Below are 23,659 nucleotides of genomic sequence, written 5' to 3'. Positions count from 1 at the left end.
TAAGACAGAAAACGATGACTAAAAAATCCCTTATCCAGTCAGCCGACGCCATAGAAAAAATGCGTGTTGCCGGTAAACTTGCTAGCGACTTGCTGGTGATGTTAGACGAGCACGTTAAAGTGGGCGTCAGCACCGAAGCATTGAATCAAATTGCTCATGACTATATTGTCAATGTACAAGGTGCTATTCCAGCGCCACTTAATTACAATGGTTTCCCAAAATCAATCTGCACCTCGGTCAATCATGTGGTTTGTCATGGTATCCCAAGTGAAAAGAAACTGCTAAAAGATGGCGACATCATTAATATCGATGTGACAGTTATCAAAGATGGCTATTACGGCGATACCTCAAAAATGTGGATCGTGGGCAATGGTTCTATTATGGCAAAGCGTATCTGTAAAGTGGCACAAGATGCCCTCTATGCTGGCATGAGTGTTGTCAAAAATGGCGCACGCTTAGGCGATGTTGGCGCAGCGATTCAAGAAGTGGTCGAGCCTGAGCGCTTCAGTATCGTTCGTGAGTTCTGTGGACATGGTATCAGTAATGAGTTCCATCACGAACCACAAGTCATGCACTACGGCAAAAAAGGCACAGGTTTCGAGCTAAAGACAGGTATGACCTTTACCATCGAGCCAATGATTAATGAAGGTAAATGGCAAACCAAAATCTTACCTGATGAATGGACGGCGATTACCAAAGACCGTAAACTGTCTGCGCAGTGGGAGCACACCATGGTCGTCACAGACAATGGCTGTGAGGTGTTTACTGCCCGCCCTGAAGAAGATTTAAGTTTTTTGACACAGTAACATCATAAAAGATCGCTTAGGCGGTCTTTTTTTTGGCCAATAATTCAGGCATATTGAGTATTGTGCTGACAGACTTTTTGTCTTTATACTCTAGGGTATGTCCTCAACCTGATTACCGAGTTACTTACTAAGTTATTTACTTAGCTACTTACTGAATTGCTTAATAAGCTACTGACTGATGTCTTTACTGCTGCTTTTCGCAGGCAGGCTACCAATCATCATACTGATCGCCACAGGTTTTTCAGCGAATGTTTTAGCTGGCCTCCTCTATTTGTAAATTTTTAACGGGATAACGCTCATGTTTAATTCTGATGGCGCTTCTATCGATTTAACGCCTTTACCTCTGTTAGCAGACGAGACAAAAAAAGATACGTCCTTGTCACCAGCCCAAAATGCGACAGAAAAGATGCTGCTTGGGATTCCTGAATGGCTGGCACAAATCAATGAGGATATCAGCCGATTACTTGAACGCGGCACCAATATTCGTCAACTGGTGAGCGCGCGTGCCTCTGCGATTGACAGCTTATTGATTGCATTGTTTAAATGGTTTGAACTGGATAAGACTGATTTGGCATTTTTTGCCACTGGTGGCTACGGTCGCGGTGAGTTGTCTCTATATTCAGACATCGATATCCTACTACTCTCTCCTGATGAGATAGGTGCTGATGCTAGTAGCAAGATTGACAAGTTGGTCGCATTGTTATGGGATATTGGTCTCGAGCCTGCCCTCTCTGTGCGTAGCATTGATGATGCGCTAGAGGCGGCGCTTGACCATACTATTGCCAGTGCCCAGTTAGAGGCGCGACTGCTCATCGGTAATGAAGCACTACAAGACATGCCTATTCAAATCGTCAATAAACTGTGGTCGCCCCGCGCGTTTTTTGATGTAAAGATGCAAGAGTCTAAAGCGCGTTATTTACAGCACAATGCCACAGAATATAATCTTGAGCCAAACATAAAGACCGCGCCTGGTGGCCTACGTGATATTCATATCATCGGCTGGGTGACCAAGCGTTACTTTCGGGTGGGTAAATTATATGACTTGGTACAACAGAACTTTTTAACTGAAAAAGAATTTGATGAGCTCAGTTTTTCAGAAGGTTATTTATGGCAAATACGTCATTACTTGCATGTACTGACCGGCCGTAACGAAAACAAGCTGTTGTTTGATTATCAACGTGAGATTGCACAATTAATGGGCTATGAGACCCAGCCCGATGATCAGCCTAATGCTGCGGTTGAACGCTTTATGCGCGATTACTACCGCTGTGCCATGCAGATATCGACGCTGTCTGAAATGCTGACCAATCACTATTATGAGACCATCATAGAGCCGCAACTACCTGATGATGAACGTCCAAAAAAACAGCCCATCAATGCGCGATTCAATCGGATTGGCAACCAGATTGCCATCGCCCATCATCGAGTGTTTGCGCAGCACCCTGACGCCATTTTAGAGATGTTTTTATTGATGGGTCAGCACGGCATCGACAAGGTTCGCACCCATACGCTACGTGCACTCAAAATTGCGGCACGAGGCATCGATCAGGTTTATAGAGACAATCCTGCTCATAAGACGTTATTTTTGGCCAATTTAAAAGAGCAAAACTATCTGTTTCATCGATTGCGTACCATGAATCGCTATGGGGTATTGGGCAATTATGTGCCTGCTTTTGCGCAGGTCACGGGCCTCATGCAATATGATTTGTTTCATCGCTATACGGTCGACGCCCATACGTTGTTTTTGATTCGGATTTTGCACCGCTTTACTGATCCGATGTTTTGTGACGAATTCCCATTGGTCAGCTCCATCTTTCAGCGTATCGAGCGCAAAGAGATTCTAGTATTGGCGGCCATGTTCCATGATATCGCCAAAGGTCGGGGCGGCGATCATAGTGAGCTTGGGCAAATAGAATCAATTGAATTTTGCTTATCGCATGGCATGAGTTTGGCAGATGCCAATTTGGTTGGTTGGCTGACCCGCTATCATCTATTGATGTCCATCACTGCCCAGAAAAAAGACATCTCAGATCCTGAAGTGGTGACTATCTTTGCTGATCTTATCGGTAACGTGACCCATCTAAACCATCTCTATGTACTGACAGTGGCTGATATGAACGCCACCAACCCACAGCTTTGGAATAGCTGGCGGGCGACGCTCATGAAACAATTGTATTCGCAGACTCGTCGTATCTTGCGCGCTGATATCGATGCGCCGACCAATCGCCAAGATATGATTAGCGCTACCCGCACGCAAGCGCAAGCGATGCTAGACAATGTCAATAACCAACATATGAACCGTGATGAGGTATTGCGGCTGTGGGATGACCTAGGCGATGAGTATTTTTTGCGTGAGATTCCAGAAGACATTCTATGGCACACTGAGGCCATTCTTAATCACCCACCGATTGGTCTGGCCTCTAATGCCGATAGCCCGCCGCTGGTTGTACTACGCGAGCATCGTGAGCTGGCACTAGATGCAGTGCAGGTCTTTGTCTATACCCAAGATCAGATAAATCTGTTTGCAGTCACTATGGCAGTGTTTGATCAGATGAATCTCGATGTTTTGGATGCGCGTATCATCACGGCCACTCGTGACTTTGCCTTGGATTCTTATGTATTATTAGACCCTAGTGGTACATTACTGGTCGATGAAGACAGTCAGCATGAGCTTAAACAGCGATTGATTAATGCTTTCAAAGATCCGACTGTACTCAAACTCACCAACAAACGTATGCCGCGTCAGCTCAGACACTTTGAAGTGACAACGGTGATTAATTTTGAGTTCAATGACGCATCAGATCAGCATATCCTGAGCTTAGAGACACTCGATCAACCCGGCCTATTGGCAAGGGTGGGTCAAGTGTTTTTACAAGAGCAAATCGAGGTGCATGCGGCTCGCATTACCACGCTAGGTGAGCGCGCAGAAGATATGTTTTATATCAGCGATCAAAACGATGAGCCGTTGTCCGCAGACAGACTTGAAGCCTTAAAATCGGCTTTAATGGACAGTCTCACTACAAAGAGAGAAAACAACGTGGTTTATAGCTATTAATTGATTTTATAAGAGCACGTTTTATAGCGTGCTCTTATAAAATATTTCATCAGCGTGTTCGTTGAGATCACCATCAGCAAGCTCTGGCGGCAAAACGCCCATTTCTAGCGGTTGATCTCCTATTATCAAGCGTCCAGCATCAACTTCTTTTTGTAGCAGACACTGCAAACTTGCCAAATGAAACTGACCACCAAGATAATCATCTAACTGCTCTAGAGAGATAGGTGATTTGGCATGTACATCCGGATAAAGGCTGTCTTCCGCCAAAATAACCATCTCATTAAGCATCTCTTCGCTCATCAACTCATCGTTTTCTATTTTGCGTTGTAGCTGATTTTCGAGCCGACCTTTCGCTGCGAGCATACCGATAAAAAATGCAGTTTGTAAAACAAATAAGGCAACGTATTGCCATAATGGTAGCGATATATTCAAAAAATTATTAAGTAGCATTAACACCATGGCCACAACCACGTAACCCACCAGTTGCCACAATAACCACATGAACAGACTGTTGTCACCGTACCAGAACATTTTCTTTTCTTGACGCTCGATCAGCTGTTGCCGCGCTTGCCACCAGCACTGTTCACGCTCTTTTAGTAGTTTGTATAGGTCTGCACGCTGCAAACCTTCATCGAGATTTTGATTACTGATATCTTTAGCGATGAGACCATCATTGTTTAGCACACTAGACATATCAATTTATCCTTAGAATACTCTACCGATAAGTCTGGCAGTCACTCTTTATATTGTTATTAGTTATTAACCACGAAAATTTTTTAAGTGTTGTGCTGCGGGCTGTCATACAATTAATCGTTCAAGCCCGACACAGTTTTCATCATGATATAAGAAGAAAAAGACAAAAAATTAGAGAAGTGCTACACTGCTCTAATGTAAATTTTCTTTATAACTTTATTATTAATTGTCTATTATAGTTACCGAACTTATGAATCACAACTTAAAGCATCTACACCCATATCCCTTTGCAAAGATGGCTACTTTACTGGCCGATAGTAAGCCTGCTAATGGCTACAGTGAAATAAAACTGGGTATTGGTGAACCAAAACATGAGCCGCCTGCATTTGTGCTGGACGTACTACATGAAAACTTGGACAAAATAAGTCGTTATCCGACGACTAACGGCTTGTTTGAGCTGCGTCAGACCATTGCCCATTGGTTAGAGAAGCGGTTTTTTCTCAATCATGTCGATGCCAACTCCCAAGTAATACCAGTGATGGGCACACGCGAAGCCATTTTTAGCTTGGTGCAAGCCGTCGTCGATCATAGTCCTGCGAATATCGAAGAGGCAGATACATCAGCCACATTGTCTGACGTTTCTTCTCAAGATCCTCTCATAGTGATGCCCAACCCTTTTTATCAAATATACGAAGGGGCAGCGATATTGGCACAAGCAACGCCTTACTTCGTTCCTTGTACACAGGATAATGAGTTTAAGGGTGATTATCGTGCAGTCCCAAAAGAAGTGTGGGCACGCACGCAGCTGTTGTTTGTCTGTAGCCCGAACAACCCAACAGGCTCGGTCATGACAATGGATGACTGGGAGTATCTGATTCGTTTATCAGACCAGTACGGTTTTATCATTGCCAGCGATGAGTGCTATAGCGAACTGTATTTTGATACAGCACCGATTGGCTTGCTGCAGGCCTGTGCGACACTCGGTCGTCGTGACTTTAAAAACTGTATTGTGTTCCACTCTTTGTCCAAACGCTCTAACTTACCAGGGTTACGCTCTGGGTTTGTGGCAGGTGATGCTCAGATTTTGCAGTCCTATTTGCAGTATCGTACGTATCAAGGCTGTGCGATGCCGATACCGCATCAGCTCGCCTCTATCGCAGCGTGGCAAGATGAAAAACATGTGGCACTCAACCGTGCACTGTATAAAGAAAAATTCGCTTTATGGATGTCTGAGCTGGGTCAGTTATTGGATCTGCGTATGCCAGATGCTGGGTTTTACTTTTGGATTAAAGTTCCTGAGCAATTTGATGGCGATGATGAGACTTTCGTTAAAGCACTGTATGAGCAGGCCAATATCCATGCACTAGCAGGACGCTATTTGTCACGTGAAGTCGATGGTGAAAACCCAGGCAAAGGTTATGTGCGTATTGCTTTGGTCGCAAGCGTTGATGAAAGCCGCGAAGCCATCAGCCGTATTAAAAAACTGCTGGGTGCGTCGATAGACGTTTAGCGTTCAAATAAAAGCTTAGTCTTAGTCAATACAGCAACCTCTAACAACCTTATGCAAGCAAAGGTTATTAGAGGTTTTTTGCGTTAATGACTGTTGTCTTATTTAGGGGCTTTTGTCCGAATAGTGCTATAGTGAAACCTCTATTCAGACATGCTATCAAGGATGATGCCATGCCCCATCTTGATTTTACTCAGCCACCCTTTGATGTATTGAGTCTGGCCGAACGTCAAAGCATCCGAAAACACACCCAGATACGCTACCTTGCTAAAGACGAGTACTTGCCTGCCGATGAATTGCAGTATCTCTACGTGGTGATAAAAGGACAAATCGAGCAGTCATTGGATGGCGAGTTCGTCGCTTCTTATTTAGGAAGCAATCACTCTGATGATCCAAATAACAATGACTGGTTTGATAGTCGCCGCCTACCTGAATCACTCATAAAACACAGTATGCTAGAAAGCGAAAACGCGACCATACAGCCCTATCAATTTTGCGCCAGTGAAGAGACTTTATTGCTTCAGATTTCAGGAATCGCTGTCGATAAAATCAGCGCGCAAAACCATCTAGTACGACAAATGCTATCAGACAAACTGCCTGAACGCTTGAAGGCCTTACAGCAGCGCCGTCACAACAAACCATCCAGCACTAATCATTACAACGATCAGCAAGAAGTACAGCAAATCATGCTGCAACCAGTGATAGAGGTTCGGCTGTTGCCAGTACACATCGTCAATGCCAATAGTAGCTTGTACGACGCTACTCGTATCATGACCCAAGCAGGTCTAAAGCATGTGCTGGTGCGACCACTGGAGCATTTAACAGTCGAGCAAGAGACCGCACCCCAAACTAAGCACCTGCTAGGTATGCTGACGGACACTGATATCTGTCGCGCCATCAGCGAGCAACAAGATCCTGCCACTACCACATGCCAGCGCTATGCAAATTTTAATCTACGTACCATCAAAGCCACAGATGAGATTGGGGACGCACTGCTCACCATGACTCGCTACCGGATTCACAGACTGCCCGTCATTGATGATAAGGGTCATGTCGTTGGGGTGCTAGGGCAGAGCGATATGTTGGCGCACATTGGTCATCACTCACAGCTCATCAGTATTCAAATCGAGCAAGCAACAGACTTGTCGAGCCTAGCCACGGCAGTCGAGCTGATTGGTCGCTATATCCGTGCACAGCATCAGAATGGGGTAAAAATCGGTAATATCAGCCGCATGGTACAGACCCTAAATGCACAGGTGTTTACCAAACTTTGGCAACTTATCGTACCTGATGAGATGATGGCAAATACCTGTCTGATTGTCATGGGCTCAGAAGGACGCGGCGAGCAAATCATGCGTACTGACCAAGACAATGCTTTGATCCTTCGAGATGGTTATAACCATTCTGACTTGGCACAGTTTGCCGAAACCTTTAACACCCATCTATCGACATTAGGCTATCCGCTGTGCGATGGCAATATCATGATGACCAACCCCATGTGGCGGCAACCGCTTAAAGTGTTTAATGCGCAAATCAGCTTATGGTTTAGAAACACAGATCCGATGCATGGCATTTATTTATCCGCAATATTAGATGGCGAATACGTCTGCGGCGATGAATCCTTGCTCACCCAAGTACGTCAGCACTTAATACTGGCTCACAGTCAGGCAGACCCTATGTTTGTGCGCCAGTTCACGCGAGCAGCGTTGCAATTTGGCGACGTCAATCAGTGGTGGCAAAAGTTTGTTCCCTTACTCAGTGGCAAAAATGCCTCACCAGATATCGATCTAAAAAAAGCCGGTATCTTTCCACTGGTGCATGGCATTCGCGCCTTAGCATTAGAAAACGATGTGCTGGACGTACCCAGTAGCAAAGATCGCCTAAAAGCCTTGGTACATGCCCATGCGTTGACCCAAGAGCGTGCGGATACTTTATTAGAAGCGTTAGAGTTTTTTATGGCACAGCGTCTCACCGTCGCGCTCGCGACTGAGGATAAACAGGCACGGCAAGTAAACCCAACGACACTAAGCGCACTTGAACGTGATTTATTAAAAGAATGCCTAACCGTGGTCAAAAGCTTTAAGAATCAGCTGCGCCAGCACTATCAGCTAGAAATAACGTAAATATAGAGGGATGAGCGACTAATATGAGCTGGCTACAGCAACTGGCTAATACTTGGCAAAAGACGCAGCTACAGCGTCCAGAATTGGCAACGATGTTCACCAAGCCTATGGCTGAGCAGTGGGTAGCGATTGACTGTGAAATGACAGGGCTGAACCCCAAAAAGCATCACCTATTGTCAGTGGCAGCGATACACATCAATGGCAATACAATCGACACAGGGAATGGCATGCATCTGATATGTCGCCCACCTGTCATGCCAGATCGCGACACCATTGTCATTCATGGTTTGCGTACTGCCGATGTCGAGCACGGTTTGAACTACCATGAGATGTTGGCACTGTTATTGCCGTTTATCGGCAATCGACCCATCGTTGGTTTTTGCACACGACTAGACATGGGATTTTTGAATCCTTTGGTCAAAGGCTATATGGGCACACCTCTGCCAAACGAAATCATCGATGTGCGGCATTTATACAGTCGACGAATCAGTGGGCATACCCAAGGACTCTCCGCCCAAGCCCAGCATTTGAGCCGTATCTTAGCGCATTATGACATTCCTGATATGGGTGCTCATGACGCCTACAACGATGCCATGATGACCGCGATGGCGTTTTTGCATGTACGCTGAGACTTTGCACATGCGCTAATACGTCGCTGCTAACTTATAGTTAGTCACTAATCATAAAGACCATATCTCAAACCAAACTACCAAAAATTTATCGCATAAAACACCTAGGGCGTGTCATCAATTAGATTGTGAGGCTTAAAATGAGAAAAATTGTAGATAAATGAGGAAGAAATTGCCATGAATATGAACATATTGACAAAATTTCTGACGATATTTATCAAAATTTAGCCATTTTAAGACCACTAAATATATTAATGTGCTAATTGATGACATGCCCTAGCATAAAACAGAGAGTATCTACGCGAAAACGACCACTCATGTTACCATAGGCCGTTTTTGCCAACTGATGAAAGATGCTCATGAGACACTCTTCTAAACACCACCACGACGCTACTATTGCCACCCAAACCCTTACCCCTCATGATCATCTACGACCGCGTTATTCAATTGGTAAACGCCTGTCTCGCCTGACTCTATTGGTAGCGGCTATGTCATCACCGCTGTATGCACAAGCGGTCTTACCAGAAGCCGTTCAGATGGCATTGTCACGTGCAAATTTGACAGAAGCTGACATCAGCATCATGGTGACACCAGTCGGTGACAAAAACGCCAGCCATTTACCCTCGCCGATTCAGGTCATCGATAGCAGCAAGGTAAATAACGACCCTGCTCCTACTAAAGCTGACGGCGATGGGAAAAATGCTCATAATGCTATTAGCAATTCCAGCCATCAAAGCACACTGATCACGATTGAAAAACGTACGATTGAGCAGCATGAAAAGACGATACACGCTTATACAGATGACCCTTATACCTATCAGAGCATAGAGGATGTCTCCACCGTATTGGCTGATGCGGAAAAATCCGTAGCCTCCCAGAACGATAGTGTACATACAGACAGTATTCATACCGACAATGAGCAAAGCAGCACCGATAAAGCTAAGATAAAAATATCATTTTCGCCCTTGCTTAATCATCAGTCAGACATCCCTCGTACGCCCGCCAGCACCATGAAGCTCGTCCCTAGCTTTATTGCTTTGGACACGCTAGGGGCTGACTTTGTTTGGTATACCCGTATTTATCACACCGGCATTATTATTGGTGATCGATTACAAGGTGACTTGATTATTCAGGGTAGTGGCGATCCAAAGATGACCCATGAGCGTTTAGAGCAGCTACTATATAAAATACAAGCGGCAGGGGTTCGTCATATCGATGGCAACATCATCATCGACAGTGCCGTATTTAAAAACATCAGTAAAGACCCTGCGGCATTTGATAATGCGCCCCTACGTCCTTACAACGCCAGTCCTGATGGGTTTTTGGTTAACTTTAGCACCATTGGCATAAAGACTTACCCTCTGGACAACGGTCAAGCAAGTTTGACCTATGAGCCGATGCTTGCAAACTATCAGTTGCCAAGCACGATAGCCACCCGTACAGCCTCTTGTGGGTCAGCGAGCTATAGCCTAGCGCCGCAGTGGCAATCACAGCAATTGTCGCTAAATACCAATCTGCCAGACAGCTGCAGAGAGCATGCCTTTTATGTGGCGTATCCTGATGCCAAGGATTTCGCTGCGCGCGTGGTTGCCTCTAAATGGAAAACCTTAGGCAACACACTGAGCGGACAAGTGGTATCAAACGAGATTCCTTATGATGTGACAAAAACCCCAACAGCGGCACACGGTCTGACCGCCATTGCTATGTCACCGCTGCCGTTGGTCAGCTACCCATCACTGACGCTAACCCAGCAGATTTATGATATTAATCATTTCTCAAACAACGTCATGGCTGAACAAGTGGCGCTCTCTATAGGCGCTTATGGCAAACCTCACATCATGCCATCAGTCGCTCCTGACAATAAAACGCATGATGATAAAACCAATACCGTTCAAACACACAGTGGTGAGCGCGCGCTTTATCAGCAGCCCACTCAAAAACTGGCAAGTTTATACCAGTTTGGTAAGCCAACTACGACCGATTATCCAGCAGCTTTGCAGACCATCAACCAGTGGTGGCAGACCACGCTACAGACGCCTGCGCCTTATCTGACTAACGGTTCAGGACTCTGCCGTGACTGCACAATCACCGCAGCCAATTTGAGTGAGCTGCTGGCTTACGCCTACGATCGTCCAAGCTTTGATGCGTACGTCAACTCGTTGGGTGTTGCTGGTGTCAGTGGCACCATTACCACTCATAGCGAGCGCTTGCCTGAATCAGCAGCCATCGGCCGCGCTTGGATAAAAACAGGTACCCTAAACAATGTCACCTCGATGGCAGGTTATGTCAAAGGCTTGTCCGGTCAAGATTATGTCGTCGTTGGCATCATCAACACAGAAGAGGCATTAAATGCTTATACAGCCAGACCTGTATTAGATGCCCTGCTCGACTGGACGGCCAAGCACTAGGTCTCAATCTTGAATACTTTGATTCAGACATTGAGAGGTTTAATGTCCTACGTATGACATCAGTAGTGTCTGTTTCTTCCCTTATTTTTTACCTTTATACAGGTCAGTTTATGTCAGCCAAGACAACCAATCTTAATAAGCCTCAAACGCTTGCCCCAACTCAGCCGAAACTGGCGCAATATATCGGTTTTTTTGCGATTGGCTATACGCTTGCCAGCACCATATTTATGATGATTCAAACCCAGTTTGCGCTGAACTCACAATTGGTAATGGCACTCTCTATCGTGATTGGTGCGTACATTGCCGTTCGTAAATTTATAAAACATCAGCAGCGAGCCTTAAATCATAGTGAAATGAATCGGTTGATGTTTGGCGGCGTCGTAGTGGTCTGGATATTGACCATCATTTATTTCTTGGCCATCTGGTTTTGGTTGTTTGATACTGTCAGCCGTGAAGTCCTGTTTGAGATGGGAATGGCACGTCCTCTACCCCTACTGTCCTCACTGGTCATGATGCTTGTGTTTACATTGGTGAGCGCGCGAATCAGCCTATGGGCCATCAATCGACTGTTGAACCCTGCACGAAAAGCCGTTTGAGTGTAGACTGTTAGATATCAGCGGCAATACCCTGTTGTCCTGTGAAAACACAGAAAACTATTAGAATAACTGCAATCAAGCAGCGCTTGGTGTTAATCGATTTCCCTTTATCATAGGAGAACGTCATGGAAATGTTATTTTTTGACAATATAGACAAACTTGGACGTATCGTCTTAACGACCATTATGATTTACGTATTCATCGTGTTGATTACCAAAATCTCTGGCAAGCGCTCGACGTCACAGCTCAATAACTTTGATTGGGTCGTCACCGTGATGATTGGCTCATTAGGTGCCAGTACTATTTTGCTCAAAGACATTCCTTTTGTCGAAGGGGCTTCATCGATTTTAGTACTTTATATGTTGCAGTTTTTGGTCACCAAATATGCGTCTATTTCAACGCCCTTTAGTAGTTTTATTTTGTCTGAGCCGCGTATCGTCTTTTATCAAGGACAGTTTTTGCCTGATGCGATGCGCGCTGAACGTTTGACGCGTCAAGAAATCGAATGCGCCATGCGTACTGAAGGCATCAATAGTTTCGATGATGTCGAAGCCATTGTCTTTGAATCTGATGCCAAACTCAGCGTCATTCCAAAGCCACGACCAAATGATGACGATAGCTCAAATAGTGATAGCACTGTGCCAGAAACCATTAAACCTTTGATGTAGGCGTCAAATCATAACCCGCTCATGATTAATGAAAAAAATTGATACTTGTTTAATTATTAAGATGGTACGTACTATGAAGGTAAGAATTTTGACGGTTGGCAATAAGATGCCCATTTGGGTACAGACAGGATTTGATGAATACCATAAACGTATTCAGCCCATGCTGAGCACTGAGATTGTAGAAATTGCGGCTGCTAAACGTGCAAAGAACCCATCCGATGCCAATCTAGCACAGTACCGCGAGCAAGAAGGCCAAGCCATATTGGCCACTCACAATGCCTCAAGCCGTGAGCAATTATGGGTATTAGATGTCAAAGGAAAAATGATTTCGACAGAAGGACTAGCGGATAAACTGGCTGATGGGATGCAGCAAGGCGATGATATTGCCTTGGTCATCGGCGGTGCGGATGGCGTATCGCCAGAAGTACTAGCAAAAGCCGATGCAAAATTATCACTATCAGCACTGACATTACCGCATCCACTGGTACGTGTCGTACTGATGGAGCAGCTATACCGCGCGATGAGCATTAACAATAATCATCCTTATCATCGTGGTAATTAAGTCAGATACCCAGTCATGCTTTTGTTCACGATATCTCTAGCAAATAGATTGAAAAACCAGTGCATGCCCTAATAAATGCAGCATGAGATATCCAAAAAACGCCACACCCAGTCGCTCAATCCACAACCCTCAGACTCGTCATCCACAGGATGAGTCTGTCGGTAAAGTGCGAGCACCTATTAGTTCTGCTGCTGCATTTGAAAGTACCTCTACGATAGCGGCCAATACTGCCAAACTGCCTGCACTATTCATCTCGCACGGCGCACCGACGCTAGCGATTGAACAGTCTGCCACGACCAGTGCGCTGGCACGTATCGGACAGAACTTACCCAAACCGCGTGCCATCGTCATTATGTCCGCGCATTGGCAGTCAGCCAAGCTTGAAATCAGTAGCAATCCTCAGCCAAAAACGTGGCATGATTTTTCAGGGTTTTCGCCTGAGCTGTACGAGCTACAGTATCCTACTATCGGTCAGCCCGCCCTGGCTGAATCGCTTGCCCAGCAGCTCACGGCACGCGGTATCAACTGTAGTGTCAATCCGGTACGTGCCTGTGACCATGGCGTTTGGGCGCCGCTCAGACACCTATATCCCGATGCAGATGTGCCTATCGTACAGATATCATTGCCGCAGCACTACGACAGTATCGCCTGTTATCAGTTAGGCGCACAGCTTGCGCAGCTGCGTGATGAGCAAATCCTCGTCATTGGTTCGGGCAATATCACCCACAACTTGCAAGCATTGCGTTGGGAGGCTGACAGTATCGATCAAACAGCAAGTGCCTTTAAGCAGTGGTTGCTCCAACAGCTAAAGATAGACATTCCCACTGCACTCGACTGGCAACAATATCCTGACTATAAAGACATCCACCCGAGCGATGAGCACTTACTGCCACTGTTTTTTGCATTAGGGACAGGTCAGCGCGTCTCAGTTGTCCATCAAAGCATGGCACACCATAGCTTAGGCATGGATATCTATCGCTTTGATTAGGGGCTGTTTGATATTCAAATATTAGGGCTGCTGATCGCTAAAATTACACTAAACTAGGCGCAAACCGACGATAATGTCGAGACCTTAGCTAGGCTTGCAATAACGTTTGGGATGATTTTAGCATCAGCCTTTCATGGCAGTTCTCTTTTTTGCCAATATATGGCGAAATTGTCTAACCTAGAATGACTAGGCATCAAAAATTTCACTGCATATTGTCTAAAAAATAGTGACTGCCAGCACCACATTTGAATATCAAACAGACCCTAAGCATTATTTATCCAAAATTAGATTCCTCATCTACTAATTCCTCATCTACTATTAGAAGGCAGGCTTAGTAAACAAACCAGCGCGCTCCATCTCGCCTGCCACGCTAAACAACGTTGCCTCATCATTCATACGCCCGATCAGTTGCATACCGATTGGCAAGCCTTTTTTGCTCATCGCCACCGGCACTGACATCGCGGGCAACCCTGTGACATTACCCAGTAACGTAAAGCCCATCTTGCCCAATACAGGTGCGCTTAGTTTTTCAATCATGCCTGAGCTAAAGGCATACTTGCCCATATTAAAGCCTTTATTGAGCACCTCAGTACTACGCATCATCATCTCATCCATACGGCTAGGCGGTAGCACGCCATGTTTGACCGCAGGTGTGGGTACCGTAGGGCACAATATCATGTCGTACTCTTCTAGTAAGAGACCCGTCTGATATTGGCTATGGTGCCAACCGTGCTTGGCATGAGCCAAATCCACTGCGGACAATGACCGACCGAGTAGCGCCATATTATAGGTTTGTGGTTCTAGGTTTTTGATATGCTGGGCACCAAACTGACGCTCGATATTATCAATTGTAAAGGCAGTATGCGTGCAGACCACCACCAGATAATCATGCCAAAACTGCTCGATATTAATGTTTGGCTCAGCGTGTACGACTTGATGACCCATCGCCTCTAGCTGCTTAGCGGTCTGTTCAAGAGCTGCTAGCACTTCTGGATCCACTTTGGTATTGGCAATCAATGGCTGCTGATGCAAAGCTATCTTTAATTGCCTAGGTGCACGCATCGCTGCTTGCAAAAACGTGCCCTCTGGCGGCGCAATGATAAATGGCGCACCTGTCTCCGCACCGCTAGTGGCATCTAGCATGGCGGCACTATCGCGCACGGAGCGCGTAATGACATGATCCGCTACTGCGCCCTCCCAGCCTTCACCATAGGCTGGCCCCATTGGATTACGTCCACGGCTAGGCTTGAGACCAAACGCACCGCACCATGCTGCTGGAAAACGTATCGAGCCGCCACCGTCACCCGCTCCTGCCATCGGTACGATACCGCTGGCCACTGCCGCCGCACTACCACCCGATGAGCCACCAGAGCTGTACCCTTTTTTAAAAGGGTTGTGCGTTGCGCCATGTGCTTTGGGTTCTGTGGTGATAATCAAACCAAACTCAGGCGTGTTGGTCTTACCAAAGGTATTGACGCCTGTGGCTCTCATTCGTTTGACGATTTCACTGTCGTTCTCTGAGATGATATTGACGCTACGACTGCCCATTGTGATAGGTTCATCAGCAAAGCTAAATGACAAATCCTTTAGTAGGTAAGGCACCCCGTTAAAGGCACCTTTTGGCAGTCCCGCTTGCGCGGCATTATAAGCACGCTCATCAAAGCGATGGATGATGGCATTTAATTTGGGATTGAGTGTGTTTGCTTGGTGAATCGCTGCATCGAGCACCTCTTTTGCGCTGACCTCACCTGAATTGACTAACGATGCCAAAGCCAAACCGTCATACTGAGTATATTCTTTAAACATAACTGACCTTCCTTGGAGAGTAACGACCTAAAATTTTTAATAATGGCAGGTATTTATTTTATACATATTTCTTAGTTTAGTATAAAAAACTGCTACTTATGAGTGATAAACAAACTCATTAGTCATTTGGGCATTCAGGCAATCATTCATTAAAATTAACCAGAAAAATTCACAAAAAAAACGAGCCACTATTGTGACTCGTCTCTTTAATTGACCATACTTGAATCAACAGATTTACATTAGCAACTCGCGCTTACCGCTTTTACCCATTGAACTGACCAAGCCTGCTTCTTCCATCGAGTCAACGATACGGGCAGCACGGTTATAGCCGATACTGAATTTACGCTGGATGCTAGAAGCAGAAACTTTACGCGTCTCCATGATAAAGGCAACAGCATCGTTATATAAGTCATCGTCTTCACCTGACGCATTGGCACTACTGCTACTACCGCCTGGACTGGACAATTCAAAGTTCCCTGCCATGTTATCAATATAGTCAGGTGCACCGCGCTCACGCCAAGCGTCACAGACACGGTTGACCTCTTCGTCACTGACATACGCACCATGTACACGGTCGGGCTCAATCTGCCCTGGCCCTAAGAACAACATATCACCATTACCGAGCATATCTTCTGCACCGCCACTGTCTAGGATCGTGCGTGAGTCGACTTTTGAGTTAACACGCAGTGCCGCACGCACTGGGATGTTGGCTTTGATCAAACCAGTGATGACATCGACCGATGGGCGCTGAGTGGCTAGCATTAAGTGAATACCTGCCGCACGCGATTTTTGTGCCAAACGGGTGATGAGTTCTTCTGCTTGTTTACCGACCTGCATAATCATATCGGCAAACTCATCCGCAACGATGACAATCATCGGTAAGGTTTTGAGCTTGGGCGCTTGACTGATACTCACGCTGTCATTCGGTCGCCATAACGGATCAAGCATAGGATTGCCTGAGGCCTCAGCGGCGCGTACTTTTTTATTGAATTCATCGAGTTTACGAACTTTGAGTAAGCTCATCAGTTGATAGCGGCGTTCCATCTCTGCCACACACCATGATAATGCGCTCGCTGCTTCCGTCATATCTGTCACTACAGGCGTTAGCAGATGTGGAATATCATTGTAGTTAGCAAGCTCAAGCTGCTTGGGATCAATCAAAATAAGGCGCAGCTCATTGGGCGTGTATTTGAGTAGCATCGATAACAGCATCGAGTTGACCAATACTGATTTACCAGAACCTGTCGTACCAGCGACCAGCATATGCGGCGCACGCGCAAGGTCAGTAATGATAGGTTTACCACCAATATCCTTACCCATTGCCATGCTGATTTGCGCTTTGGGGTCTTTGAATTTTTCAGTATTTAACAGCTCTATCAGGCGCACCATTTCGCGCTTTGGATTGGGTACTTCGATACCAATATAAGGCTTGCCCGGTATCACCTCAACCACACGCAGAGAGGCCATAGACAGCGAGCGCGCTAAATCACGTGAAATACCGGTGACCTTGCTAGCCTTTACCCCTGCCGCCAGCTCGACCTCAAAGCGGGTCACAACCGGTCCCGGAATCGCGTTGACGACCGATGCTTTTACATTGAACTCTTGTAATTTGATTTCTAACAGCTCTGACAGCTCAACCAGTTTTTCGTCGGTGTAACTCGGTTGGCGATCAGGATCTGGCTTGTCTAAAATCGACATCTCAGGAATCGGCGTCAGACTACTACGGTAGGCCGCTGTTTGCATTGAGCGTGACTTGGTACTGAACGCTGCATCATCGCTGATATCCGGCATAACAGGAGCAGCAACATCGGCACTTGTATCATCTGGCATCATATCGGCAATATGGTTGCTAGAATCGCCCTCAGGAATATCAAAACTGACATTGGCTTTAGGGGCAGTGACTGTCTCAGTCATTGACTCAACCACAGCAACTGATTTAGCTGTTGGTGGTAATGTTGGGTTGGCAGGTGGCGTATTGGTCGGCGTCATATCCAAAGTGTTTGGTACTACCGGCGCAACCTCTGACTGTACTGATGCGACGGTAGCTTCAGATGCGATAAAGGCTTCATCATTATCCGCTAGCACGTCTGCCTCATTGGACGGTTGATGCTCAGACGAATCTGAATAATCAGTAGTGACTTCTACTACCGGTTTTGATACTGGTTGCGGCGTTGGTTCTGGTACAGGCGTGCTTATTTTTGCCACTGGTTGCTCGATTACTTCTTTTTGCACGCTATCAACTGTCTGAGTCGTAGCCGCCTGAATGGTAGGCGCTTTGGTCTCAACTGCCTGAATAGTCACTGGATCTGATATATCAGCATGCTCAGCCAACCATGCCTCTGCTAGCTTATCTACGCTTTTGCTATCAGTGTCTGTTTCATTGCCTAGTTCAGTGTCTGATACGACCACTTCCCCTTCACCAATGTCCTGACTAATTGTTGCAGTATTGATCACTTCATTCACTGCTGGCTGAAAGATACTTTCTTCGTCATAGGTAGCTGACTGGGATACGCTAGTATCAGCTAACGTTTCTTGAAGCGCTGCATAAGTGCTGGTCTGGGAACTGGCATAATTAGGTATCGGCGAAGCAAAGCTATCCGTACTGTCTGTGCTATGAGCCATTTGCTCACGAGCCAGCAAGTCATCAACCGTATTGACATCATTCCATGCAAAGCTTGGCTCGACTTTACGATTCGGTGCCACAGCAGGACTTGGCGTCGAGACAGACATAGCATTGTTCGTGTCATCATTGCTGCTATTATTACTATTGCCACTACTGTTCGCAGCGGTAGAAGCTTGCGGCTCTTTTTGATGACTAGAGGTTGCAGCTTCTTTTGCTACTGCTAGAGAGGCTTTCACGCTATCGGCCAATCCTGACGTCGTCAAAAAATCTGATAATGCATGACCAAAACGACCGCCACTGCCAAAGGCTTGGGCATTACTGGCATGCTCTGCCGGTTGCAATTCAAGTGGCAGCTGCTCATGCTCTGCTTTTTGACTGGTCGTGTCATTTAGAGTGCTACCGTCTAGAGTGCTGTCATCGTTTAGACCGTTGCTGCGTGACTCATCGCTATGTGAGTTTTGAGCCGTGTCTTTATTTTTGATACCTGATCCAAGCCATGACAGTGCTGTAATTTTTTGATATATCGCAAGCCAATGCACATTGAACGCAAAAGTCGAAGTAATAGCGACAAATACGGCTAAGAAGACCACACTCCCCCACTGCGATAACAATTGCGCCAAACGCTCCTGCAACTCAAGTCCAATGATACCGCCAGCTACGCCCTCTAGACCTGTCGATGCAGGGTTGGTCATGTGCTGAACCAGTGCAACCAGTTGGGCAAATAACGCACTGGCACTTAATAATAAAAACACATAGGCGACCAATCGCATGAGCCAAAACGTCGGTTTATTGTTCCACCAAATAAGAATGGACTCATAGACCACAAACGCAAAAAACCACCATGCACCAAAACCGAAAAAGCTGTATAGCAAATCCGATAACCAAGCACCCATCTGGCCACCCATATTATTGATCGTAGTCATATCACTGCTGATATGCGACCAACTCGGATCATTACCGGTATAGGTCATCAAGATGACAAATAAATAGACTGCCAGTATTAACCCAAGAAGGGTAAATATTCCCTTTTTTAAATACTCAATAAGCGGTGCTGATATCACGTAAGATCTGCCTTGTTATTAATACTAAATGGTCGCCAACGCATGACTAAATCTAATCATGCTGACATAGAGTGCTGACATAGAGTGCTGGCAAAGTGTCGGGAGGACGTACCTATCATAAGACCCTGATATAACCGGTATCGCTTCGGCTCTATCACACTTGGCATAACTTCTTATAATAACAAATACATAGGTATAGTGGCGACACTCTTATCAAGAAAGCGTGTAAGAAAGTAAATCAATGGCTGATTTGCGCAAAAAGCAACCCGATAGCAAAACACGGCTAACAGAGCATGGCTAATAATCTTGCACAAATCCTATAAACGTACTACTGTTTTTGGTACGTGTGTCTCAAGGCTTTTATCGTTGATGCCATGCACGAATGCTACGAGTATAAATGCTACAAGGTAGCTAAGTGCAAACGCTGATGAGAGGCTTTACGCGAATCAGCACTGTCGCTCCTTTCTAGCGGATTGACTATAGTCAGTTCAATATAATTTCGATACAAGGAAACCGAGTGCAAGTTATACGTTAGGGTCTGTTTGATATTCAAATATTAGGACTGCTGATCGCTAAAATTGCACCAAACTAGGCGCAAACCGACGATAATGTCGAGACCTTGGCTAGTTTTGTAACAACGTTTGGGGTGATTTTAGCATCAGCCTTTCAGGGCAGTACTCTTTTTTGCCAATATATGGAGAAATTGTTTCACCTAGAATGACTAGGTATCAAAAATTTCACTGCATATTGTCTAAAAAATAGTGACTGCCAGCACCACATTTGAATATCAAACAGACCCTAGTATGCGTAGCGAGGATAACGATGTAGCGGATTTATATAGACTTGACTATATATGCTTTGATTCTAATGATACCTGTATTTGTTTTAGCAAACTTGCACTTTGTGCGATATGCCCTTATGTTATTATCCCATAGCAATCAGCAAAACCTTATTCGTTGTAATTTTTGATTTGTTTATCACTCATTTTATCCCTGATACTTTTAATCAGTCTATTTAGCAAGGAACAACTCATGGCAACTGACACCACTGCTCCACGTCACGAAAAACTCATTATTTTAGGCTCAGGCCCTGCTGGGTACTCTGCTGCCGTTTATGCTGCACGTGCCAACCTCAAGCCTGTTATGATCACCGGTATGGAAGTGGGCGGACAATTAACGACCACCACGGAAGTTGATAACTGGCCAGGTGATGCCCATGACTTGACCGGTCCTGCCTTGATGGAACGTATGAAAGCCCATGCTGAGCGTTTTGGTACAGAATTGGTTTATGACCATATCAATGATGTGAACCTCAATGAACGTCCCTTTCAACTAACGGGTAACAATGGTACTTACACTTGTGATGCGTTGATTATCTCAACGGGTGCATCTGCTCAGTATTTAGGACTAGAGTCAGAAACCAAGTTTAAAGGCTTAGGCGTGTCAGCTTGTGCCACTTGCGATGGTTTTTTCTACAAAAATCAAAAAGTCGCGGTGATTGGCGGTGGTAATACAGCTGTCGAAGAAGCTTTGTATTTATCCAATATTGCTGCTGAAGTCACGCTAGTACATCGCCGTGATGGCCTACGCTCTGAAAAAATCCTACAAGACAAACTGTTTGAAAAAGTAAAGAACGGTAATGTCAAAATCGAGTGGAATCACAGTGTTGAAGAAGTGGTTGGTGACGATATGGGCGTCAATGGCGTTGTCATCAAATCAACCATCGATGGCAGCACCAAGCAACTAGATGTATTTGGCATGTTCGTGGCGATTGGTCATAAGCCCAATACGGACCTGTTCAAAGATCAGCTAGACATGAAAGATGGCTATTTGGTCGTCAACAGTGGTCTCCATGGTAATGCCACGCAAACCAGTATCGAAGGTGTGTTTGCCGCAGGGGACGTGGCCGATCATATCTACCGTCAGGCTATTACCTCTGCCGGTACGGGCTGTATGGCAGCACTGGATGCTGAAAAGTACTTGGATTCTATTGGTGAAGCCCATGCTGCTGATCATACCTATGCCTCAACATTGACCGCTGATCAAGACGCCTAAATGGTCACTCTCTCTGAATATAATAATAAAAACATCACGCCTGAGACCTTAAAAAGTCTTGGGCGTTATGACTTCCCAAGTCCCATCTCTGTCGATCCTGAGGGTGTTGGTATCGTTGCAGTGGGCGGCGACCTTGCACCCGAAACACTGATATCAGCCTACGCTCAAGGGCTATTTCCTTGGTTCAATGAAGATGAACCGATCGCTTGGTGGTGCCCAGAACCGCGCTGCGTGATTGTACCAACCGACTATATACCGAGCAAATCCCTACGCAAACAAGCAAGTCGCACGCGTTGGCAGCTGACTCTTAACCAAGCGTTTGACGAGGTTATACATGCTTGTAGTCTACCCCGTAGTGATGGTCTCAATACTGATCTGCCTGAAGGTGAGCACACATGGATTCATGATGAGATGATTGAGGCCTATACCGAACTGCATGCGCAAGGATTTGCCCATAGTATCGAGGTTTGGGATGAGACAGGGTCACTTGTTGGTGGATTATATGGGTTAAAAATAGGCAATATCTATTTTGGTGAATCGATGTTTCACCATGCGTCCAATGCCTCAAAGCTTGCTTTTTGGGGCCTAATGCGATTGTGTGAACAAACCCACGTGGCACTCGTCGACTGTCAATTGCCAAACGACCATCTGATGAGCTTGGGTGCCACCACTCTACCGCGTGCTGATTTTTTGACTCAACTAGACACGCAGATAGCGGGTCACTGGAGCAAATGGCATAGCAACTCTCATAAACCCTTGTCAGTGTCGCATCTCGGTACAGCACAACCTTGGCAAGAGCAATTATAATGGCTAAAGCGTTACGAGGCGATTATGGCTACTGACACATTGTTTTTATTGATCGGAGAGCTGGCAAAAAGCGCCAATACGACCAAAGACACCGTTCGCCACTATGATCAGCTGGGGCTACTAAAATCACGAAAGCGCCAAGCAGGATCACGTCTATATACCGAGTTTGATTCAGAGTGTATCGAACGGATTGATTTGATTAAAAGCGCACAGGCCATCGGTTTTACGCTCACGGAAATCAAAGACAGCCTAAACGACTATTACGATGGGCAACTGGATGTCGATCTGCAACTGATGCTAACCCAGCAAAAACTGGCACAAGTCAAAAAGCAGCAAGCCAATATCAGCGTCATGATAGAACTGCTGAGCGAGCGCATAGATATCTTAGGACATATGAAAGCGGATAAAGCCTATCAGTTGGACATTGAAGTATGCAAAAAAAAGATACCTGACAGTATCGACTATGCATTTAATATTGATTGAGATACTTTTTCTCTACTAGAACCTTTGTCTTACGTGTTTAATCAGATGTTAGAACGTTAAGCACCTCATCAAACATATCAGCTCAGTCCGTAAGTTAGTTAGTCAGTTAGTCAGTTAGTCAGTTAGTCAGTTAGTCAGTATAGACACGCTGCATAATAAGCGCGTCGATTGCTAGCTGATGCGGCTGTTGGTAATAGCCTTTACGTCTATGAATAATGGTAAAACCCTGCTGCTCATACAATGCGATTGCAGCAGTGTTGTCTGCACGTACTTCTAATAGAAGACTCTCTACTTGACTCTCTGCCAGCCATTTATGCAGCTTGCTAAAAACCTGTGAAGCGATGCCTTGTCGCTGATAGTCAGGATAGGTACCAATACGTAAAATTTCTGCTTGCTCAAAAACCACTTGATATAAACAGTAGCCAACCACTGTATTTTCTTCAGCTCGCTCAGTTTTCTCTGGCCCATAGACTATTAGCATATCGATACTGTCTTGCATGAGTAATTCAGATAGAGCCTGATCATTCCAAGCATCTTGCGACTGAATTTCAGCTTCGATATCTGATACAGCATGAATCAACTGCTTACGCATGACTACATCAGTCGGTAGCGCCTCTATCAAAAACATAACGATCCCTTATTATTATTGCTTAGACTTGCCTAAATGATATTAGCAAAGCTTATAGAAAATTGGCTCAATACTCTACACCCACAAAAAAGCCACCCAAAACAGGGTGGCCTTTTTATGACTAACTTAGCAGCTCATTACTGAGACTAATAGATTAGTTTA

The 23,659-nt window shown here is 45.6% G+C and carries 17 protein-coding genes; 13 read left to right on the top strand and 4 right to left on the bottom strand.

Features of this window, described 5'->3' with window-relative positions; all coding sequences use genetic code 11:
* The first annotated feature begins 14 nt into the window (after positions 1 to 14).
* Both map and glnD read left to right on the top strand, forming a co-directional pair.
* Positions 15 to 806 carry a type I methionyl aminopeptidase gene (gene map, locus IP510_RS12085; protein WP_194365107.1) on the top strand — a complete coding sequence of 264 codons (792 nt, stop codon included), beginning with the start codon at positions 15 to 17 and terminating at the stop codon, positions 804 to 806.
* 298 nt (positions 807 to 1,104) lie between these two features.
* Positions 1,105 to 3,861 carry a [protein-PII] uridylyltransferase gene (glnD, locus tag IP510_RS12080; protein ID WP_194365106.1) on the top strand — a complete coding sequence of 919 codons (2,757 nt, stop codon included), beginning with the start codon at positions 1,105 to 1,107 and terminating at the stop codon, positions 3,859 to 3,861.
* A gap of 21 nt (positions 3,862 to 3,882) precedes the next feature.
* On the opposite strand, the gene IP510_RS12075 is transcribed toward glnD, so the two are convergent.
* Positions 3,883 to 4,554 carry a hypothetical protein gene (locus IP510_RS12075; protein WP_194365105.1) on the bottom strand — a complete coding sequence of 224 codons (672 nt, stop codon included), beginning with the start codon at positions 4,552 to 4,554 and terminating at the stop codon, positions 3,883 to 3,885.
* Positions 4,555 to 4,804: 250 nt separating this feature from the next.
* Between IP510_RS12075 and dapC the strand changes: the two genes are divergently transcribed.
* From dapC to IP510_RS12035, 8 genes are all read left to right on the top strand, one after another.
* Complete coding sequence (gene dapC / locus IP510_RS12070; RefSeq protein ID WP_194365104.1) at positions 4,805 to 6,064, top strand: succinyldiaminopimelate transaminase; 1,260 nt, start codon at positions 4,805 to 4,807, stop codon at positions 6,062 to 6,064.
* 170 nt (positions 6,065 to 6,234) lie between these two features.
* On the top strand, positions 6,235 to 8,184 hold the full coding sequence (locus IP510_RS12065; protein ID WP_194365103.1) for a DUF294 nucleotidyltransferase-like domain-containing protein: 1,950 nt from the start codon (positions 6,235 to 6,237) through the stop codon (positions 8,182 to 8,184).
* Positions 8,185 to 8,207: 23 nt separating this feature from the next.
* Positions 8,208 to 8,813 (top strand): 3'-5' exonuclease, encoded by a 606-nt coding sequence (locus IP510_RS12060; RefSeq protein ID WP_194365102.1) that lies wholly within the window; start codon positions 8,208 to 8,210, stop codon positions 8,811 to 8,813.
* Between the two features lie 359 nt (positions 8,814 to 9,172).
* The gene (locus IP510_RS12055; RefSeq protein ID WP_194365101.1) at positions 9,173 to 11,221 is read left to right on the top strand and encodes a D-alanyl-D-alanine carboxypeptidase/D-alanyl-D-alanine-endopeptidase; all 2,049 of its coding nucleotides are present in this window, start codon (positions 9,173 to 9,175) and stop codon (positions 11,219 to 11,221) included.
* A 110-nt stretch (positions 11,222 to 11,331) separates the two neighbouring features.
* Complete coding sequence (locus tag IP510_RS12050) at positions 11,332 to 11,817, top strand: ABZJ_00895 family protein (protein WP_194365100.1); 486 nt, start codon at positions 11,332 to 11,334, stop codon at positions 11,815 to 11,817.
* A gap of 125 nt (positions 11,818 to 11,942) precedes the next feature.
* Positions 11,943 to 12,485, top strand: a complete 543-nt coding sequence (locus IP510_RS12045; RefSeq protein WP_194365099.1) for a DUF421 domain-containing protein — start codon at positions 11,943 to 11,945, stop codon at positions 12,483 to 12,485.
* Between the two features lie 73 nt (positions 12,486 to 12,558).
* A complete protein-coding gene (gene rlmH, locus IP510_RS12040) occupies positions 12,559 to 13,047 on the top strand; it encodes a 23S rRNA (pseudouridine(1915)-N(3))-methyltransferase RlmH (protein ID WP_194365098.1) in 489 nt (162 codons plus the stop codon).
* A gap of 82 nt (positions 13,048 to 13,129) precedes the next feature.
* Positions 13,130 to 14,035, top strand: a complete 906-nt coding sequence (locus tag IP510_RS12035; protein WP_194365097.1) for a DODA-type extradiol aromatic ring-opening family dioxygenase — start codon at positions 13,130 to 13,132, stop codon at positions 14,033 to 14,035.
* A 318-nt stretch (positions 14,036 to 14,353) separates the two neighbouring features.
* Here the strand turns inward: IP510_RS12035 and IP510_RS12030 are convergent, their stop codons facing one another.
* Positions 14,354 to 15,841: an amidase gene (locus IP510_RS12030; protein ID WP_194365096.1), complete on the bottom strand. Its 1,488-nt coding sequence runs from the start codon at positions 15,839 to 15,841 to the stop codon at positions 14,354 to 14,356.
* Between the two features lie 234 nt (positions 15,842 to 16,075).
* The gene (locus IP510_RS13925) at positions 16,076 to 19,525 is read right to left on the bottom strand and encodes a DNA translocase FtsK (protein WP_194365095.1); all 3,450 of its coding nucleotides are present in this window, start codon (positions 19,523 to 19,525) and stop codon (positions 16,076 to 16,078) included.
* Positions 19,526 to 20,556: 1,031 nt separating this feature from the next.
* Between IP510_RS13925 and trxB the strand changes: the two genes are divergently transcribed.
* From trxB to IP510_RS12010, 3 genes are read left to right on the top strand one after another with little or no spacing between them, the layout of a single operon-like run.
* A complete protein-coding gene (gene trxB, locus IP510_RS12020; RefSeq protein ID WP_194365094.1) occupies positions 20,557 to 21,579 on the top strand; it encodes a thioredoxin-disulfide reductase in 1,023 nt (340 codons plus the stop codon).
* Entirely contained in the window at positions 21,580 to 22,386 is an 807-nt protein-coding gene (aat, locus tag IP510_RS12015) for a leucyl/phenylalanyl-tRNA--protein transferase (RefSeq protein WP_194365093.1), read from the top strand.
* A gap of 24 nt (positions 22,387 to 22,410) precedes the next feature.
* Positions 22,411 to 22,869 (top strand): MerR family transcriptional regulator, encoded by a 459-nt coding sequence (locus tag IP510_RS12010; protein WP_194365092.1) that lies wholly within the window; start codon positions 22,411 to 22,413, stop codon positions 22,867 to 22,869.
* Positions 22,870 to 22,999: 130 nt separating this feature from the next.
* On the opposite strand, the gene rimI is transcribed toward IP510_RS12010, so the two are convergent.
* Entirely contained in the window at positions 23,000 to 23,497 is a 498-nt protein-coding gene (gene rimI, locus IP510_RS12005) for a ribosomal protein S18-alanine N-acetyltransferase (RefSeq protein ID WP_194365091.1), read from the bottom strand.
* Positions 23,498 to 23,659: the final 162 nt, after the last annotated feature.

The organism is Psychrobacter sp. NG254, assembly GCF_015277735.1.
Lineage (GTDB): Bacteria > Pseudomonadota > Gammaproteobacteria > Pseudomonadales > Moraxellaceae > Psychrobacter.
The sequence above is the reverse complement of the archived record's forward strand: the minus strand, read 5'-3'. Positions and strand labels throughout refer to the sequence as shown.

What these genes read in the sequence shown, in the direction of transcription:
- map (WP_194365107.1), top strand. Translation starts at nt 15, where the DNA reads ATGACTAAAAAATCCCTTATCCAGTCAGCCGACGCCATAGAAAAAATG.
- glnD (WP_194365106.1), top strand. Translation starts at nt 1,105, where the DNA reads ATGTTTAATTCTGATGGCGCTTCTATCGATTTAACGCCTTTACCTCTG.
- IP510_RS12075 (WP_194365105.1), bottom strand. Translation starts at nt 4,554, where the DNA reads ATGTCTAGTGTGCTAAACAATGATGGTCTCATCGCTAAAGATATCAGT.
- dapC (WP_194365104.1), top strand. Translation starts at nt 4,805, where the DNA reads ATGAATCACAACTTAAAGCATCTACACCCATATCCCTTTGCAAAGATG.
- IP510_RS12065 (WP_194365103.1), top strand. Translation starts at nt 6,235, where the DNA reads ATGCCCCATCTTGATTTTACTCAGCCACCCTTTGATGTATTGAGTCTG.
- IP510_RS12060 (WP_194365102.1), top strand. Translation starts at nt 8,208, where the DNA reads ATGAGCTGGCTACAGCAACTGGCTAATACTTGGCAAAAGACGCAGCTA.
- IP510_RS12055 (WP_194365101.1), top strand. Translation starts at nt 9,173, where the DNA reads ATGAGACACTCTTCTAAACACCACCACGACGCTACTATTGCCACCCAA.
- IP510_RS12050 (WP_194365100.1), top strand. Translation starts at nt 11,332, where the DNA reads ATGTCAGCCAAGACAACCAATCTTAATAAGCCTCAAACGCTTGCCCCA.
- IP510_RS12045 (WP_194365099.1), top strand. Translation starts at nt 11,943, where the DNA reads ATGGAAATGTTATTTTTTGACAATATAGACAAACTTGGACGTATCGTC.
- rlmH (WP_194365098.1), top strand. Translation starts at nt 12,559, where the DNA reads ATGAAGGTAAGAATTTTGACGGTTGGCAATAAGATGCCCATTTGGGTA.
- IP510_RS12035 (WP_194365097.1), top strand. Translation starts at nt 13,130, where the DNA reads ATGAGATATCCAAAAAACGCCACACCCAGTCGCTCAATCCACAACCCT.
- IP510_RS12030 (WP_194365096.1), bottom strand. Translation starts at nt 15,841, where the DNA reads ATGTTTAAAGAATATACTCAGTATGACGGTTTGGCTTTGGCATCGTTA.
- trxB (WP_194365094.1), top strand. Translation starts at nt 20,557, where the DNA reads ATGGCAACTGACACCACTGCTCCACGTCACGAAAAACTCATTATTTTA.
- aat (WP_194365093.1), top strand. Translation starts at nt 21,580, where the DNA reads ATGGTCACTCTCTCTGAATATAATAATAAAAACATCACGCCTGAGACC.
- IP510_RS12010 (WP_194365092.1), top strand. Translation starts at nt 22,411, where the DNA reads ATGGCTACTGACACATTGTTTTTATTGATCGGAGAGCTGGCAAAAAGC.
- rimI (WP_194365091.1), bottom strand. Translation starts at nt 23,497, where the DNA reads ATGTTTTTGATAGAGGCGCTACCGACTGATGTAGTCATGCGTAAGCAG.